At 74.3% G+C, this 17141-nt stretch carries 14 protein-coding genes and 1 pseudogene; 6 read left to right on the top strand and 9 right to left on the bottom strand.

The genetic code is table 11. From position 1 onward, the window contains the following. Positions 1 to 78: 78 nt before the first annotated feature. Positions 79 to 597 (top strand): IclR family transcriptional regulator C-terminal domain-containing protein, encoded by a 519-nt coding sequence (locus E4N63_RS00195; protein ID WP_230239599.1) that lies wholly within the window; start codon positions 79 to 81, stop codon positions 595 to 597. Between the two features lie 138 nt (positions 598 to 735). Then, a complete protein-coding gene (locus tag E4N63_RS00200; protein WP_230239600.1) occupies positions 736 to 2196 on the top strand; it encodes an aldehyde dehydrogenase family protein in 1461 nt (486 codons plus the stop codon). A 95-nt stretch (positions 2197 to 2291) separates the two neighbouring features. Here E4N63_RS00200 and E4N63_RS00205 read toward each other — a convergent pair whose 3' ends face one another. The 7 genes from E4N63_RS00205 to E4N63_RS00235 all read right to left on the bottom strand — a co-directional run bounded on the left by E4N63_RS00205 (position 2292) and on the right by E4N63_RS00235 (position 9749). Further along, a complete protein-coding gene (locus tag E4N63_RS00205) occupies positions 2292 to 2999 on the bottom strand; it encodes a metalloregulator ArsR/SmtB family transcription factor (protein ID WP_125625577.1) in 708 nt (235 codons plus the stop codon). Between the two features lie 146 nt (positions 3000 to 3145). Next, positions 3146 to 3520 (bottom strand): hypothetical protein, encoded by a 375-nt coding sequence (locus tag E4N63_RS00210; RefSeq protein ID WP_125625576.1) that lies wholly within the window; start codon positions 3518 to 3520, stop codon positions 3146 to 3148. After that, positions 3517 to 6033 carry a nitric-oxide reductase large subunit gene (locus E4N63_RS00215; RefSeq protein WP_230239601.1) on the bottom strand — a complete coding sequence of 839 codons (2517 nt, stop codon included), beginning with the start codon at positions 6031 to 6033 and terminating at the stop codon, positions 3517 to 3519. Before E4N63_RS00215 ends, E4N63_RS00210 begins: the two co-directional genes overlap by 4 nt. A gap of 179 nt (positions 6034 to 6212) precedes the next feature. Next, positions 6213 to 7667 carry an FAD-binding oxidoreductase gene (locus E4N63_RS00220; protein ID WP_125625574.1) on the bottom strand — a complete coding sequence of 485 codons (1455 nt, stop codon included), beginning with the start codon at positions 7665 to 7667 and terminating at the stop codon, positions 6213 to 6215. An 84-nt stretch (positions 7668 to 7751) separates the two neighbouring features. After that, positions 7752 to 8570 (bottom strand): SAM-dependent methyltransferase, encoded by an 819-nt coding sequence (locus E4N63_RS00225; protein WP_125625579.1) that lies wholly within the window; start codon positions 8568 to 8570, stop codon positions 7752 to 7754. 78 nt (positions 8571 to 8648) lie between these two features. Next, positions 8649 to 8879 (bottom strand): DUF397 domain-containing protein, encoded by a 231-nt coding sequence (locus tag E4N63_RS00230; RefSeq protein ID WP_019708414.1) that lies wholly within the window; start codon positions 8877 to 8879, stop codon positions 8649 to 8651. 3 nt (positions 8880 to 8882) lie between these two features. Further along, on the bottom strand, positions 8883 to 9749 hold the full coding sequence (locus tag E4N63_RS00235) for a helix-turn-helix transcriptional regulator (RefSeq protein ID WP_125625573.1): 867 nt from the start codon (positions 9747 to 9749) through the stop codon (positions 8883 to 8885). A gap of 216 nt (positions 9750 to 9965) precedes the next feature. On the opposite strand from E4N63_RS00235, the gene E4N63_RS00240 reads away from it, so the two are divergent. Next, positions 9966 to 10958 carry a pyridoxal-phosphate dependent enzyme gene (locus tag E4N63_RS00240; protein ID WP_230239602.1) on the top strand — a complete coding sequence of 331 codons (993 nt, stop codon included), beginning with the start codon at positions 9966 to 9968 and terminating at the stop codon, positions 10956 to 10958. Between the two features lie 9 nt (positions 10959 to 10967). Here the strand turns inward: E4N63_RS00240 and E4N63_RS30860 are convergent, their stop codons facing one another. Both E4N63_RS30860 and E4N63_RS00250 read right to left on the bottom strand, forming a co-directional pair. Then, positions 10968 to 11939 (bottom strand): endonuclease I family protein, encoded by a 972-nt coding sequence (locus E4N63_RS30860; RefSeq protein WP_230239603.1) that lies wholly within the window; start codon positions 11937 to 11939, stop codon positions 10968 to 10970. A 478-nt stretch (positions 11940 to 12417) separates the two neighbouring features. After that, positions 12418 to 13014 (bottom strand): annotated as a pseudogene (locus E4N63_RS00250) (serine protease); the annotation flags it as partial. A 636-nt stretch (positions 13015 to 13650) separates the two neighbouring features. Between E4N63_RS00250 and E4N63_RS00255 the strand changes: the two are divergent. The 3 genes from E4N63_RS00255 to E4N63_RS00265 all read left to right on the top strand — a co-directional run bounded on the left by E4N63_RS00255 (position 13651) and on the right by E4N63_RS00265 (position 17042). Beyond that, positions 13651 to 15009, top strand: a complete 1359-nt coding sequence (locus tag E4N63_RS00255; protein WP_230239604.1) for a S8 family serine peptidase — start codon at positions 13651 to 13653, stop codon at positions 15007 to 15009. Beyond that, the gene (locus E4N63_RS00260; RefSeq protein WP_125625570.1) at positions 15006 to 15245 is read left to right on the top strand and encodes a hypothetical protein; all 240 of its coding nucleotides are present in this window, start codon (positions 15006 to 15008) and stop codon (positions 15243 to 15245) included. The genes E4N63_RS00255 and E4N63_RS00260 overlap by 4 nt, the downstream gene beginning before the upstream one ends. A 168-nt stretch (positions 15246 to 15413) precedes the next feature. Further along, positions 15414 to 17042, top strand: a complete 1629-nt coding sequence (locus E4N63_RS00265) for an FAD-dependent oxidoreductase (RefSeq protein WP_230239605.1) — start codon at positions 15414 to 15416, stop codon at positions 17040 to 17042. The last annotated feature ends 99 nt before the right edge of the window (positions 17043 to 17141 follow it).

Raw genomic sequence — 17141 nt, forward strand, 5'->3', positions numbered from 1 at the left:
GCATACTGATCCGCGCTGGAGTTCGGTGAATCCCGCCGCGACGGCCCGCTCGACGTAGATCCGGCGCGCTCCTTCGCGATGGGCCTCCGCCTGCACGTCGGCTCGCGGCTCCCGGCCTGCTGCGCCTCGACGGGCAAGGCGCTCCTCGCCCGCCAGGAGCCGGGCGCGCTGCGGAAGTTGCCCGACCGCACCGGCCTGGCGCGGCGCGGGCCGAAGACCATCACGGAGCGGGAGCAGCCGATGGGCGTGCCGGCCCGGGTGCGGGGCACCGGGATCGCCGTCAACGGCGAGGAGCTCGCGGCCGGGCTGCGCTCGCCGGCCGCGCCGGTGCGCGACCGCTCCGGCGGTGTGGTGGCCGCCGTGAACATCGCGGCCCCGCCGACCGTATCCGGTACGTCGGTGGAGGCCCTGGCGCCGCCTGGAGGGGCCGCTGCGGCGCACGGCCGCGGCGATCTCCTCCCGGCCGGGCCACCGGCAGCCGCGGGGCCGACCGGTGGCACCGTTCAGCTACCGCAACGGGTTCCGATGATCGGAACAGTCGTTCCGCGTTGCATTGACATCACCGGCGGGCCCGGAGAGACTCCTGGCGATGAATGAACCTTTGTTCGCATGGCGAACGCAGTCTGCCCGCATCCGCCGTGGCTGCCCGAGGCTGCGCCCTGGACCCGGCCCCCGTCCGGGCCGGCCTCCACGCCTCACCACCCCTTCTCTTCCAGCCCCGAAGGACATCCCGCAATGACCCTCCACCGTGAACTGCTGATCGGCGGCAAGGACGTACCGGCCGCGTCGGGCCGGACGGCCCAGGACGTCAACCCGTACACCGGCGAGGTGTACGCCACCGTCGCCGCCGCCGGGGCCGGGGACGTCGCCCGGGCCGTGGAGGCGGCGGACGCGGCGTTCGAGGAGTGGGCGGCCGTCAGCCCCTTCGCCCGCCGCAAGATCCTGCTGGACGCGGCCGATCTGCTGGAGTCGCGGAGCGAGCAGGCCGCCGCCCACATGGCCGGCGAGGCCGGCGGTACCCGGCCGTGGGCCGGCTTCAACGTGGCGCTGGCCGCCCAGATGTTCCGCGAGGCCGCCTCCGCCGTCACCGCTCCGCGCGGTGAGGTGCTGACCGCCCAGGAGCCGGGCGCGCTGGGCCTGGCCGTACGCGAACCGGTCGGTGTGGTCGCGGCCTTCTCCCCCTGGAACGCCCCCGTCATCCTGGGCGTGCGCGCCGTCGCCGCCCCGCTCGCCGCGGGCAACACCGTGGTGCTCAAGCCCAGCGAGGACGCGCCGGTCTCCTGCGGCCTGTTCATCGCCGACATCCTGCGGGAGGCCGGGCTGCCCGACGGCGTCCTCAACGTCGTCACCAACGACCCCGCCGACGCGGCCGAGGTGGCCGAGGCGCTCATCGCCGATCCGCGGGTCCGCTCGGTCAACTTCACCGGGTCCACCGAGGTCGGCCGGATCATCGGCATCCACGCCGCCACGCATCTCAAGCCCGCCGTCCTGGAGCTGGGCGGCAAGAACGCCATCATCGTGCTGGAGGACGCCGACCTCGACTACGCGGTGGACGCGGCCGCGTTCGGCGTCTTCATGAACTCCGGCCAGATCTGCATGTCCGGCGACCGGATCCTCGTCCACGCCTCGCTGGCCGAGGAGTTCACCCGGAAGTTCACCGCCAAGGTCGCCGCGCTCCCCAGCGGCAGCCCCGAGGAGCCGCACACCGTCGTCGGACCGCTGGTGACCCCCACCGCGGCACGGCGCGTGGCGGCCCTGGTGGAGGACGCCGTGGCCAAGGGCGCCACCGTCCTGACGGGCGGCGGCGAGCCCGAGGGCTCGGTGTACCCGGCGACCGTCCTCACCGACGTGCCCCGGGAGGCCGAGCTGTACCACGGCGAGGCCTTCGGCCCGGTCTGCGTGGTCACCGCCTTCGCCGACGACGACGAGGCCGTCGCTCTCGCCAACGACACCGACAACGGCCTCACCTGCGGCATCATCACCGAGAACGGCACCCACGGGCTGACGGTCGCCCGCCGGATCCGCACCGGCATCGTCCACGTCGGCGACCAGTCCGTCGCCGACGAGCCGCAGGCGCCCTTCGGCGGCTTCAAGGCCTCCGGGTACGGCCGGTTCGGCGGCCGCTGGGGCATCGAGGCGTTCAGCAACACCCGCTGGGTCACGCTCGCCACCCGGCACGCCCACTACCCGTTCTAGTCCGGCCGGGCGGGCCCCGGCCGGGGCGGGAGGCCGGCGGGCCGGGGCCGCACCGGGCGCGGGAGGTGCCGGGTGCGGCCCCGCCGGCACGCGCCTCAGCGGCCGGCGCCGGGGGGCGGGCCGGTGTGCCGCAGCCGGGCGACGCACAGGTTCGCGGCGACGAACGGCTCCAGGCTCTCGACGGCGAGCGGGGCCCGCAGGGTCTCGAGCGTCCCCTGCATCAGCCCGAGGTGGATGCCGCACACGATGTCCTGGCGGCGCCGGGCCACCTCGATGAACGGGCAGTGGTGGAGCCGGATCCGGGGTTCCCCGTCCTCCTCGGCGGCCTCCGTGACGAAGCCCATGCTCTCCAGGTTCTCCACCAGCCGCCGCTGCCCCTCCCCGGCACCGACCGCCTCGGTGGGGGCCGGGGCCTCGGTCAGGTAGCCGCCCCAGGCGCGGCCGGCGTCGGTGGCGGCGGCGGCCGGGTCGCCGGCGGCGGAGGAGACCGCTCCGACCAGGATGTCGGCGAGGAGCCGGAAGCTGCGGGAGCCGTCGTCGCCGGCGTCCGCCGCCGAGTAGACGATCCTCGGGCGGCCGGGCTCGGTGCGGGGAGCCGTGCCGCGCATGGCCAGCTCCTCGGCGACCAGGGCGTCCAGGTGGAAACGGGCGGTGTTGAGGTGCACGCCCAGCCGCTCGGCGACCTCGGCCGCGCCGAGCGGCTGCCCGGAGGAGCGCAGGCACCGGAGGACGGCGGCCCGGCGGCCTCGCTGGGCTGGAGCCGGGGTTCCGGTTCCGGGATCGGTGAGCTGTTGTCGCGGCATACGACGATGTTACAAGTGGCGCACGTAGAAACAAGTCCTGTCGTTTCTACCGTTTCCGGGCCCGGGCCGCGAGGTGGAGCGGTGCGGAGTCCGGCGGGAGCACCGGCCGGCGCCCCGGCCGGTGCTCCCGCGTCGTCGCCCGGGTGTCACTCCGGCGGGGAGAACGGCGCGCGCCGCAGCTTCCGCGCGAGCGAGACCCCCAGCAGCACGTGCGGGAGCGACACCGCGGCGAGGAGCGCCGCCTCGGACGGCCGGTGGTGGCGGACCAGCTCCGCGGCGGCCAGGACGACGGCCACCACCGAGATGAACAGGGTCACCACCCGGTGGAAGCGCCCCACCTCCGAGTGCGGCCAGTCGTCCGGGGCCGCGGGCTCGGGCGCGTCCGGCACCGCGCGGCGGTAGCCGGCGAACACCCGGGACGCCCAGGCGCTGGTCGTCTGGCGTCCGTAGACCTCCAGTCCCGCGGCGACCGCCAGGAGGACCAGGACGTACCCGGCGGCGAGCAGCACCTCCCCGCTCACGAGGCCACCGGTCCCGGTGCCGGACGGCCGCCGGTCTCCCCGGCCGCGTCCCGCGGTCCCTCCGCGGCGTCCGCGCGCTCCACCGACTCCGGTCCGGGCGCGCCCGCCTGCGCCGGGACCCGCGCCGGGTGCGGCCGCTCCGTGGTGCCCGCCGTGTCCGCCGGGTCCGGCAGCACCTCGGTGAACAGCAGCGCGGTCTCCGGTGCGTCCGGGTGCCGGGTGCGGCCGGCGCGGTGCCGTACACCGAGCCAGGTCATCCAGAGCACCGGCAGGACGCCGCCGGCCATGAACACCACGTCGCCCGGGAGCCGCAGCCACTCCAGGAACACGTTGGTGTCACCCTGCAGGTAGCCGAGGCTGCGCGCGTCGGCGTAGCCGCTCTCCACGACCTCGTAGAGCTGCAGAGCGCCGGCGGGCAGCAGAGTGGCGAAGGACATCCAGGCCAGGCCGAGATTGAGGGACCAGAACGCCATCCGCGGCCAGCGATCCGACCAGTGCTTCTCCGGGATGAGGTAGCGCAGCGCGAAGACGGCGAAGCCGACGGCCAGCATGCCGTAGACGCCCATCATGGCGGCGTGCGCGTGGTTCGCCGTCAGGCCGGTGCCCATCTCGTAGTAGGAGACGATCGGCAGGTTGATCAGGAAGCCGAAGACCCCGGCGCCGAGGAAGTTCCAGAAGCCCACGGCGGCCAGGAACATGACAGCCCAGCGGTGCGGGAACGGCGTCCCGGACTTGCTCTGCCGCTGCGCCCCGAGCTTCAGGAAGCTCCAGGCCTCGACGGTGAGGAAGAGCAGCGGGACGACCTCCAGGGCGGAGAACGTCGCGCCGAGCGCGAGGTGTTCGGCCGGCTCACCCGAGAAGTACAGGTGGTGCATGGTGCCGATGACACCGCCCGCGCCGTAGAGCACGATGTCCAGGAAGATGACGGCGAGCGCGACCCGCTCGCGCACCACGCCGAGCAGGACGAAGAGGTAGGCCACCGTGGCGGTGGTGAAGAGTTCCATGAAGTCCTCGACCCACAGGTGCACCACGATGAAGCGCCAGAAGTCGGCGCCGACGAAGTCGCTGCGCGGGGTGGCCAGCAGGCCGACGGCGTAGAAGGCGGGCAGGGCGAGCGCGGCCAGCAGGAACAGCCACGGCATGTTCGCGACGCTTTCCCGCTTCAGCCGGCGGTGCAGTCCGCGGTAGAGGATGACCACCCAGATCGTCAGGCCCACCACCAGCAGGGTCTGCCAGAAGCGTCCCAGGTCCAGGTACTCCCAGCCCTGGTTGCCGAAGAGGCTCCAGAGGTCGTCGAACCAGCCGCGCTGGCCGGCGAGTTCACCCAGCAGGCTGCCGGCGACCACCACGACCAGGGCACCGAGCAGGGCTCGCGTGAGCAGCGCCTGCCTGCGGGGCTCCCAGCCCTTGGCGATCAGCGGGATGATGAAGATGCCGATCGCCAGGAAGGAGGTGACGACCCAGAAGATGGAGAGCTGGACATGCCAGGTACGGGTCAGGTTGTACGGCAGCCACTGGTCGAGCGGGATACCGAAGAAGCTCTCGAGGTCGGCCCGGTAGTGCTGGGCGGCGGAGCCCAGCAGCGTCTGGACCAGGAAGAGCCCGGCCATGACGAAGAAGAACCAGGCGGTGGCGCGCTGGGACGGGGTGAGCCGGACCCGGTCGGGGGCGTGGAAGCGCAGCTCGCGCTGGTCCCGGCCGTGCCAGCCGAGGAAGTTCCAGCGGCCGAAGGCGGCGAACAGGGCACCCGCGCCGACCAGCAGGAAGATCAGCGACAGGACGCTCCAGGTGACCGTGTGGCCGGTGGGCTCGTTGTCGACCAGCGGCTCGGAGGGCCAGTTGTTGGTGTACGAGTAGTCCTCACCGGGGCGGTCCGCGGCGGCGGTCCACGCCGACCAGCCGAAGTAGGCGGTGACGTCGTGGATGTCGGCGGGGTCGGTGATCGCGTTCGGCCGCAGGCCCTGCTTGCCCTCGGGCTTGCCGAGCAGGTCGGCGTAGTGCTCGGTGAGCTTGCCGAAGGCGGCGGCCTGTTCGTCGGTCCAGACGAGGGTGCCCGTCTTCTCGTCGTAGCGGTTGGTCCGGAAGTCCCGGACGGTCCGCTCGGCGGCGTCCGGCGTGCCGGCCCCGCCGTGGGCCTTCCGCACCAGAGTGGCGCTGCGGTGGAGGTAGTCGGCCGTGAAGTCCGGTCCGAGGTAGGCACCGTGGCCGTAGATCGAGCCGTACTGCATCAGGCCGTTGCTCAGGAACACCTCCTGACCGCGGCGGACGTCCTCACCGGTGAAGACCGTTTCGCCGGCGGAGGTGACGGTGCGGTCGGGGATCGGGGGCCCGGCCTGGTAGGTGCGGATGGCCAGGAATCCCAGGACGAAGAACCCGCCCAGGGTCACGAGGATCGCCGCCTGCACCCAGCCGCGGGCGATCATGCGCCCCCGCTTCCCTGCCGGCTTTCCCGTGCCTCCGCCGTCCGCGGGGTCCGCGGCGGGGGGCGGGCCCGCCGCTTCTGCTGTCGCCATGTGTCCTCCTCGGGAGATCCCGGGCGCGGCAAGCGCCGTGCTTCGGCAAGGAGGATAAACCCAAGGCTTTTTGTATTTAACACGGACTACGGTTTCTAAGACCGGGGCCGGGGGCGGCGGCCCGGGCCGCTTCACGCGCCGGGCCACGGGGGTTCTCCGGCGCCCCGCTTCCCCGCGCCTCAGCCGGGCGGCCGGATGTTGGCGTTGAGCCGGAAGAGGTTGTCCGGGTCGTACGCCGCCTTGATCTGCGCCAGGCGTTCGTAGTTCCTGCCGTAGCCCTCGCGCATCAACTGTTCCCCCTCCTCCAGGAAGCCGGGGAAGTTGAGATAGGTGCCGCCGCCGGAGTACGAGCGCAGGTCCGCCACGGTGTCCCGGACCCAGGCCACGTTCGCGGCCGAGTCGTCCGCGGCCGTCCAGTTCCCCTCGACGCCGAACAGGTAGGGGGAGCTCCGGTTCGCGAAGGCGGTCTCCTGCTCCCCCACCCGGGCCATCGCGCCGCCCTGGTACCAGATGTCGATGGTCGAGTCCGCCGACGGTGCCGCCGCGGCATGGGCGGTCAGGCGGTCGATCAGCTCGTCACCGAGCCCGTCCGCGTACACGGACTTCCAGTAGTAGCGCCGGCCGTCCGGGTACTCCTCGTCGAGGACCGACTGCGCCCCCGTGTAGGGCATCACACCGCTGAGGTCGGCGATCGGTTCGGCGATGTCCCGGAACGGCAGCAGGGCGCGCTCCCCCTCCGCCGGGTCACCGGGGTGGAGGGCCAGCAGCGCCACGAACGGCCGCCCGTACGAGCCGGGCGGGAACTCCGGGGCCTCCGGGATCCGGCCGAGGACCCCGATCGGGCCGGCCGGGACGGGGGTCTCCGCCAGGCACCGCTCGCAGTCCCGCAGCACCTCGCGGGCCCGGTCCGCGGGGAAGTAGACGTTGCAGAAGTAGACCTCCGGCCCCACGGGGTGCAGCCGGTATTCGAAGGAGGCGACGACGCCGAAATTGCCCCCGCCGCCCCGGATCGCCCAGAAGAGGTCCGCGTTCTCCTCCTCCCGGGCGGTCAGGACGCGTCCGTCGGCGGTGACGACCCGCGCCGACAGCAGGTTGTCGCAGCTCAGCCCGTGGGAGCGGCGCAGCCAGCCCATCCCCCCGGACAGCGTCAGCCCGGCGATGCCCGTGGCGGACACCACCCCCAGCGGGGTGGCCAGGCCGTGCCGCTGCGTCGCGCGGTCGACGTCGGCGAGGGTGCAGCCGCCCCCGGCCCGTGCCGTGCGGGCGTCCGGGTCGACGGCGACCTCCGTCATCTCCGACAGGTCGATCACCAGCCCGCCGTCGCAGAGGGCCTGTCCGGCCACGCCGTGACCGCCGCCGCGGACCGCCAGCGGCAGCCCCAGGTCCCGGGCGAAGTCCACCGCGGCGGCCACGTCCTCCTCGCCCCGGCAGCGGGCCACCAGCGCCGGGTGCTTGTCGATCATGCCGTTCCACAGTTCCCGCGCCGGCTCGTAGTCCGGGTCGCCGGGACGGAGCAGCCGTCCCCGCAGCCGGGCGGCGAGCTCGTCCGCACGGGCCCGCGGAACGGCACCGTCCGCCGTGGGCCGGTCCACCGCCGGTGTGCGCCCGCCCCGGTCGCGCTGCTTCCCGCTCATGCCGGAACCTCCTCGGTCTCCAGCATCCGGTCCCGGGGGCCGGGCCGCATCCGGGGCGCTCACCGCGACGGCGCGCCACCGCCGTCAGTCGGCCGGCTTCCGCCCCACCCCGCCGCAGGTCAGCAGACCGGCGATGTCCAGCGGTGCGGTCACCGGCTCGTCGGGCCGCCAGTAGGGCAGATAGACGAGTCCGGGCTCGACCAGGTCCAGTCCGTCGAAGAAACCGGCGATCTCCACCAGGCTGCGGAGCTGCCCGGTGCCGAGGGCCTTCATCAGGACCGACTGCAGGCCCCGGGCGGCGGCGGTGGAGGAGGTGAAGTGCGTCAGCGACAGGTAACTGCCGGGCGCGATGGCCTTCTTGTAGGTCTCGACGATGCCCCTCGGGTCGTAGGCGTCGACGATGTGGTGGATCACCGCGTTGAGGATCAGCCCGACCGGCCGGTCCAGGTCGAGGGCCGCGGTGACCTCGGGATGGGTGAGCACCTTGTCCGGTTCGCGGACGTCGGCGTCGACCACGACGGTCCGGTGGTCGTCGGCGAGCAGGGCGCGGCCGTGGGCGTGCACGATCGGGTCGTTGTCGACGTAGACGACCTTCGCCCCGGGGTTCACCGACTGCGCCACCTCGTGGGTGTTCGGCGCCGTGGGCAGGCCCGATCCCAGGTCGAGGAACTGGTCGACGCCCATCTCGGCCAGGTGGCGCACCACGCGTCCGTGCATCGCGCGGTTGAGCCGGGCTCCGGCGCCGCCGTCGGGGAACGCCTCGTTCAGTTCCTCCGCCACGGCGCGGTCCACCGGGTAGTTGTCCTTGCCCCCGAGGATGGCGTCGTAGACCCGGGCGATGCTGGGCCGGGTGGTGTCGATCTCCGGCGGCACGTACTCCGGATTCCGTTGCGTCCAGCTCATGTCGTCCGACATGCGGTGCCCTTTCGTTCGCGGCGCCGGTCGACGGCGCGTCGGTCGTACCCGCGGAACCGGGTTCGGTCAGGAGGACAGCAGCTGCGCCTTGCCGGCCGGCCAGCCCCGGGCGAAGGCCTCGATCTCCGGCAGGGTGAAGAGCAGCGCGGGGCCGTCGGGGTCCTCGGACTGGCGGACGGCGATCCGGCCGTCGCCCAGCTCCAGCGCCTCGACACAGCTTCCGCCGTTGTCGCCGCTCCAGGGCTTGAGCCAGCCGTCCTGCCCGAGCTCCCGGGCTGCGCTGTAGACGCGGTCCATGGTTCAGATCTCCTTGCGCATGGCGTCGAGTGCCGCCGCGGTGCGCCGTGCCGGCAGGGCCTGGGCGCCCATCCGGTCCATGACCTCGGCGAAGGCGGAGACGTCGTCGTACTCGTCGAGGTACACGGCGCCGATGAGGTTCTCGAGGTAGACGATGTCCTGCAACTCGGGCTGCGGAAAACGGAAGATGTGGAAGGGGCCGTACATCGCCGGGTGCAGGCCGAGGGCGAACGGCATCAGCTGGAGGGCGATGTTGGGCGCCGCGGAGACCTCGACGAGGTGCTCGATCTGGGCCCGCATGACCTCGGGCGGGGCGATGGGGCGCCGCAGCACCGTCTCGTCCATGATCACCCAGAGCCGCGGGGCGTCCGGCCGGGTCAGCAGCTTCTGCCGCTCCATGCGGAAGGCGACGCGGCGTTCGGCCTCCTCCTCGGCTCCCCTGCCGAGACCGGCGCGGAGCACGGTCCGCGCGTACTCCTCGGTCTGCAGCAGGCCGGGGATGAAGTTCGGTTCATAGGCGCGGATGACGCCGGCTTCCTCCTCCAGCGCCACATAGGTCTTGAACCACGGGGGCAGCGCGTCCCGGTAGCGGTGCCACCAGCCGGGCCGGTTGGCGGCCTCGACCAGGGCCAGGAAGTCGTCGATCTCCTGCTGCCCGCTCACGCCGTACTCGGTGAGCAGGTTCCGGACGTACGGGATCTTGAATCCGACCTCGCCCTTCTCCATCCGGCGGATCGTCAGTTCGCTGACGCCGAGCACTTTGGCGGCGTCCCCGTAGGACTTGCCGGCCGCCGTCCGCAGGTCCTTCAGCCGCTTGCCGAGGATGACCAAGCGGACGGTCGGCGTGCTCATCGAACGGACTCTGGCCATCCGCCACCCCCTTGTCCTCCGCGCGAGGACGGGCCGCCGCCGCGGGACGGCGACCGGCGCCTCGCCGCGCCGGATACATCAAGATGAAATTATCAGAATGAGCCTTGCGGGACGAGGGTCTCCGACAGAATGAGGCCCCTCGAACCGGCAACGGCGTTTCGCGCACCCCCCGTTCCACGGTCTTCCCTGCCTGCGGCGACCCGATCGGAGCACCCGGTGACACCCACCGTCCACGACATCGAGGCCACCCTCCCCGTGCTCAGCCTGTTCGCGGGAGACACCCCGGTCCACCACTGTCCCGAGGTCGACCAGCGCCTGGGGCGGCGGCTGTTCGTCAAACTGGAGAGCCGCCAGCCGGGCGGCTCCTTCAAGGTCCGCGGTCTGATCCGGCTGCTGGCCGGCCTGCCGCAGCACCGGCTGGACCAGGGGGTGATCGGCCGCGGCCGCGCCAACTTCGTCCGCGCCCTGGGCTGGGCCGGCCGGCGCTACGGCGTGCCGGTCACGGCCGTGGTACCCGACGACGTCCCCGCCTCGCTCGTCCGCGACCTGCTGGCGTGCGGCGCGCGCCCGGTCTTCCATCCGGCCGGCTCGCCGGGGGCGGGCGAGGCGGTGCTGGCCGAGCAGGCCGGCCGGCACCGTCTCACCGTGGTCCGGCCCGGCGGCCGGCACGCCGTCATCGGGGCGGGCACGGTCGCCTGGGAGATGCTGCGCCAAGTGCCCGATCTGGCCACGCTGATCCTGCCGCTCGGCAGCGGTTCCCTCGCCGCGGGCTCGGCACTGGTCGCCCGCGGCCGACGGCGCGGCGTCAGGGTCGTGGGGGTGGCGCCGGCGCGGTCCCTCACCGTGAGCAGCGCGCCGCAGCACCGGATAGCCGCGGGCACCGCCGGATCGCGGCAGGCGTGGGCGCTGGACAGCGCCGACCCGGACCCGATGGCCGGAGAGCTTGCGGCCCGGCTCCTCGACGAGCGCGTCACCGTCGCGGACGAGGACATCCGGCGGGCCGTCGGCGTCTACGCCCGGGAGTACCGGCAGACGGCCGAGCCCAGTGGCGCGCTGGCCCTGGCGGCCGTGCTGTCGGGCCGGGTCCGGCCGGCCCCGGGCCCGGTGGGGGTGGTGCTCTCCGGCGGCAACGTCATGGCGGACGTCGGCGCACGGCCGGCTCTCACCACCGGCCGGGAGAGCCCTCGGGCGCCGGGGGCGGAGGGCTGAGGCGGCCGTTCAGGCCCAGGCCGCGGAGTAGTCGACGGCGCGGGCCCAGCCCGGGTGGTCGATCAGCGGGTTGCGGTTGCCCTGGATCTCGGCGATGGCGGCGTTGCGGTGCAGTTCCCACTCACCGGCCGGGTCCGCCTCGTGCCAGGCCAGCAGCAGTTCCAGCCGCCCGGGGGTGAGTTCGCGGGCGGCGTCGCCGACGCGGCCGGGGTAGCGGAGCAGGAAGTACAGGGTGGCCCGGGCGGCCGCCCCCTTGCCCGCGGACGGCTCAAAGCCCCGCTCCTGTTCCCGCCGGCCGCAGTCGTGGCGCAGGGCCTCGCCGAAGTCCGGGAAGTCGGTGTACGGGAAGTTGCCGCGGAAGCTGTTGCACCCCGTCTCGCAGGCGAACAGGTGGTGCAGATCGCCGCGCATGGGCTCGCGGCGCTCGAACCAGGACTGCGGGACGACGTGCTCGCAGTTGTACGGGAGCGCCGCCTCCAGCGCGGCGGACTCGGCCGCCAGTGCTCCCGGCCCGGGGGCGCTCTCGCGGAGCAGGAACTCCTGCCAGCGGGCGGCCCGCGCGGCCTCGGCGGCGGCGTCGGCGCGGATGAACTCCACGGGGTCGAAGCTCTTGCCGGAGTAGAGGCTGCGCAGCCGCCGGTCGGGGTGCAGGTCCACCCAGGGGTAGACCAGCCGCATGGGCTGGTAGGCGGGGCGCCGCAGATGGCTGCTCTCCAGCAACTCGGCCAGCAGGGAACGCAGTTCGGCGGGGGACGCGCCGGGCATGGACTCGCGCACGGCGGCGTAGTACGTCTCCCGCGCGATCTCGTCGGCCGCGCGGTCGTAGTACGGGCGGGAGGCGCCGGCCTCCAGGTCGACGAGCGCCGCGCCCAGCCCGGCGGCGGTCGGCGCACGCCCGGCGGCGCGCGCCGGGCGAGGGTGCTCCGGGCGAGGGTGCTCCGGGCCGGGGACGGGCGGGGCGCCCGCCGCGGCAGGGGCCACGGCCGGGGCCGTTCCCGGGACGACGGTCAGGTCGAGCCGCAGCGGGACGGTCCAGCCGGTGGCGGCGCCCGGGGTGCCGGACGGTACGGGGCCGGGGTGCCGGCGCCCCGGCCGTCTCCGCCGCCGTCTCCGTCTCCGCCGGCGTCCACGCGGGGCGGAGGCGGAGGGAACGGGGCCCGGCCGGGAAGGGAGCCCCGGCCGGGTGCCGCGTGGTGGCGGCCTCCAGCAGTTCCGCCCGGAGCGCGTCGGGGGCGCCGGTCAGCGGGAGGTCCCGCAGCGCCCGCACCACGCGGCTGGCGCGGATGCCCTCGTTGGCCTTCCAGGCCAGGTTCTGCTCTCCCGTCTCCGGGGTCCAGCGGGTGCCGTCGAGGGCGAGGTAGTGGCCGTCGCCGTCGGTGAGCGGGACGGCGGAGTGGTGCAGCGCCACCACCTCCCACTGGTCGTTGAAGACCGGCGAGCCCGAGGACCCGGGCGCGGTGTCGGTCTCGTAGTGGACGAACGTCTCCAGCAGATCCATGACCCTGTTCTCCCGCAGCGCGAGCTGCTTCGGCTCGCCGTTCGGGTGCTGGACGATGTTCACCATCTCGCCGAGGATCGCCTTGCCCTGGGTCTCGTCCAGCGGCAGCATCCCGAACGCCGCCAGGGGCTTTCCCTCGGTGGAACGCGCGGCGACGGCGACCACGGTGTAGTCCAGGTCCCGGTCGGTCGCGAAGAACCGGGAGGGTTCGAGGCAGAAGGCCACCGGGTCCGGCGCGGTTCCGTCCGCGCCCGTCTGGAAGTTGAACTCGACCACGCCCCGCCCGGCCTCCTCCTGGTCGCGCAGGACGTGGTTGTTGGTCAGCAGCAGGGACGGCGACACCAGGAAGCCGGTGCCGTAGTGGGCGCCGCGTCCCCGGACGACCACCCGGCCGACCGACCGGGAGGCCAGCCAGCCCGCTTCGAGGAAGCCGACGTCGATGAGGTCGTTCCGCCCCATCAGCCGCTCCAGGCCCAGCATGCCGGCACCGAAGTGCTCGGGGGCCACCGCGCCGTCGAGGCCGGCTCCGGTCGAGGCCAGGGGCGGTGTCCGCTCCATGGCGGCCGCCAGCGACCAGTCGGCCCCCAGCCGTTCCAGGCGCCGGGTGACCCGCGAGGGCTCGTCGGTGTGGAGCACGCCGCGGCTGTCGAGTTTCCGGGCCGTCTCGGTCCGTGCCTCCGTGCGTCCCGCGTAGCGGGACCCCGCGGCGCTGAGCTGGGACACGTACTCGGCGGTGACCACGGCCGCCTCCTCACCGCCCCGGTGGGGCACATGGCAGGTGATGTCGCCCCCGTTTCACCCGATTGTCCGGCCCCGCGGGCGGTTCCGCCTCCCCGCGCCGCCGCACCGCCACCACGCCGGGGTCCGGCTTCCCCACCGGGTCCGGCGGGGCACCGGCCGCCCCTCACCCGTATGGAGTAGCGGGGGTGGGTCGCCGTCCCGCTGTCCGGGACCGGGTCCGCGCCTCCGCGCCCGGTGCGCGGCCGGGGGGTCACGGGCCCCGTTTGCACCGGGCGGACGGCGGCGGGACGGTGGAAGGAGCACCGGCCGGGGCGGTGGGGGCCGCCCGTGCCGCACGACGGCGCGAGGGCGGTACGGGCCGGCGGTACGGGTCCGACGGCGCCGGTCCGACGGCGCCACCCGGGGCCGGTGCGCACCGACCATCCCTGCCGGGGGGCACGAACCGGAGCAGCCATGAACCACTATGAGACAGCGGGCGGCCGCGGGCACCGCGGCCGGCCGGACCTGGCCGACGCGGGCATCTCCAAGACCGCCGGGGAGTACACCGACCGATTCCTCGTCCTCCTGGCCCCCGGGGCGCAGGAGGAGGGCATGGCGACCCTGCGGTCCCGGGCCGGCACCGAACCGGCGGAGCGGATACGCCCCGACGTGACGGAGAGCACGGCGGAGGTGCTGGAGCAGGCCGGGTCGGTCGTGTTCGAGGACCTCGGGGTCGCGGTCGTCCAGGCCGCGCCCGACCAGCGGCGGGCGGTCATGGAGACCGCGAGGGACGAACCGGCCGTCCTCGCCGTGGAGCGGGAACGGGTGCTCTGGGCCTCGCAGTTGACGGAGTCCCGGGCCGAGACCGCGACGGCCGACTATCTGCGCGGCTACCACGACGGGGTCGAGGAGCTCGTCCAGCACGCGCTGGAGCGCATCGACACCGCGGCCGTCCGGGAGCCCGGGACCGCCGGCTTCGACGAGTCCCTGGTGACCTGGGGTCTGCAGGCGGCGGGCGTGCCGCGGTCCGCCTTCTCGGGCCAGGGGGTCCGGGTGGCCGTCCTGGACACCGGCGTGGACACCGGCCATCCCGATCTGACCGCGCGCCTGGAGGGGGCGGCCTCCTTCGTCCCCGGCCAGGCCGTGCAGGACGGCCACGGCCACGGCACCCACTGCGTGGGCACCTCCTGCGGGCCGCGGACGCCCGGCGCGGCGCCCCGCTACGGCGTGGCCTGCGAGGCGGAGATCTACGCGGGGAAGGTGCTGGGCGACGGGGGCGGCGGCACCGACACCCAGATCCTGGCGGGCATGAACTGGGCCTTCGGCCAGGGATGCCGGGTCATCTCCATGTCGCTCGGCTCCCCGGTCGGCCCGGGCGAGCGCCCCTCGCGGGTGTACGAGCAGATCGCCCGGCGCCTGATGCGGGCCGGGACCCTGGTCGTCGCGGCGGCGGGCAACGAGAGCGAGCGCCCGCACGTCGTCGAGCCCGTCGGGCACCCGGCGAACTGCCCCTCGGTTCTCGCCGTCGGAGCGCTCGACAGCGGGTTCGCGGTCGCGTCGTTCTCCAACGCCGGGCTCAACCCCGACGGCGGCCAGATCGACATCGCCGCTCCCGGTGTGGACGTGCTCTCCTCCTGGCCGCAGGCCCCCGGCCACCGGCGGCTGCGGGGCACCAGCATGGCCACGCCCCATGTGGCCGGCGCCATCGCCCTGTTCGCCGAGGCGGCCCCGGGCGCGTCGGCCGCGGAACTGAAGTCGTTCCTGCTCGCCGGGGCCCGTCGGCTGCCGCTGCCGGCCGTCGACGTGGGAGCGGGACTGCTGCAGGCGCCGTGAGCGCGCCGCGGCCCGTATCCGTCGTCGTGGCGGTCGATCCCGGGCGTTTTCCCGAGGTGGTCCGGGCCCTCCGGGAGGCGGGGCTGGAGGTGGCGTCCGAACTGCCGGACCTCGGCTCGCTCACGGGGACGGTCCGTGACGACCGGCTGCCGGGGCTGGAGTCGATCGACGGCGTCGAGGCGGTGGAGCGCGAACGCGGCTACCGGGTCCCGCCCCCGGACTCCCCGGTCCAGTAGCGGCACGCCGGCCGCCGCGGACCGCGCCCCCGGGCCCGCCGGCCCGGGGGCGGCCCATTTTCTCTGGACCGTTCCGCTCCCCGCTCCCGGGACCTTCGGCCCCCTGTCCCCCTCCGCCGGACTCATACCCTCGGGGGTATAAACCCGGAGTGGAAACGGAGCCATCACGTGAAGGTCGTCATCGTCGGAGGGGTCGCGGGCGGGATGTCCGCGGCCACCAGGCTGCGCCGTCTCGACGAGAAGGCGGAGATCGTCGTCCTGGAACGCGGCGCACATGTGTCCTACGCCAACTGCGGTCTCCCGTACCACATCGGCGGAGTGATCCCCGACCGCGCCGATCTGCTCCTCCGGACGCCCGGGGACCTGGCGGCACGGTTCGCCCTGGACGTCCGCGTCCGGCACGAGGTCCTCTCGGTCGACCGGACGGCCCGGACCGTACGGGTGCGCGACCAGGGCGACGGCCGCGAGTACACCGAGCCCTGGGACCGCCTCGTCCTCAGCCCCGGCGCCACGCCCGTCGTACCGCCGGTGCCCGGTGCCGAACGGGGCCTGACGCTCCGCGACGTGGGGGACTCCGACCGGGTGCTGCGCCGGGTGGAGGACGGCGCCCGGAGCGCGGTGGTGGTCGGCGGCGGCTTCATCGGAGTGGAGGTGGCCGAGAACCTGCGGCACCGGGGACTGGCGGTCTCGCTGGTGGAGATGGGCGACCAGGTGCTCGCGCCGCTCGACCCCGAGATGGCCCGGCAGCCGGCGGCCGAGCTCACCGCCGGAGGCGTCGACCTGCGGCTCGGCGCCCGGGTGGCCAAGGTCCTGCCGGACACGGTGGAGCTGGGCACCGGCGAGACGCTCCCGGGAGACCTGGTGGTGTTCGCCGCCGGGGTGCGGCCGGAGACCGCTCTGGCGCGGACGGCGGGCCTGGAGATCGGTCCCTGCGGGGGCATCGCCGTGGACGAGGCGCAGCGCACCACCGACCCGGACGTCTTCGCGGTCGGGGACGCGGCCGAGAAGCGGGACGCGTTCAGCGGCGAGCCGGCCCTCGTCCCGCTGGCCAACCTGGCCAACCGGCACGGCCGCCTGGTGGCCGACGCCATCGCCGGCCGGCCGGTGCGCGCCCGTCCCTCCGCCGGCACGGCCGTCGTCAAGGTCTTCGGCCTGACCGCGGCGGCGACCGGCTGGAACGAGAAGCGGCTGCGGGCCGCCGGGCGCCCGTACCGCGCCGTGCACCTGCACAGCGCCTCGCACGCCGGCTACTACCCGGGCGCGCGGCCCCTGGCGCTGAAGCTCCTGGTCGGCCCGGACGGCGAACGCATCCTCGGGGCACAGGCCGTGGGGACGGAAGGCGTCGACAAGCGCGTCGACGTGCTGGCGACGGCCATCGCGGGCGGTCTGACCGCACCCGAACTGGCCGATCTGGAACTGGCCTACGCGCCGCCCTTCGGCTCGGCGAAGGACCCCGTCAACATGCTCGGCTACATCGCCGGGAACCTCGCCGACGGAACCAGCCCCACCGTGCAGTGGCACGAGGTGGAGGGCCGGCTGGCGGCGGGCGCGCTGCTGCTGGACGTCCGCACCCGCGCGGAGCACGCGGCGGGCACCATCCCGGGCGCCCGGAACATCCCGCTCGACGAACTCCGGTCCGGCCTCGGCCGGCTTCCCCGGGACCGGGAGATCCTCGTCTTCTGCGAGGGCGGACTCCGCGGCCACGCGGCGCTGCGCGTCCTCGCCCAGGAGGGATTCCGGACCGTCAATCTGGACGGGGGCCGGCTCACCTGGCAGGCCGGCCGGCCCGCCCGCTGAGACGATCCACCGGGCGGGCCCTGCCGGACCTTCCCCCACAGGAGCGGCATCCCGCATGACGACCACCCCCACTCCCCGCCGCGCCCTCCCCGCCCCGGC

It is taken from the genome of Streptomyces sp. MNU89 (assembly GCF_020982505.1).
Classification (GTDB): domain Bacteria; phylum Actinomycetota; class Actinomycetes; order Streptomycetales; family Streptomycetaceae; genus Streptomyces; species Streptomyces xinghaiensis.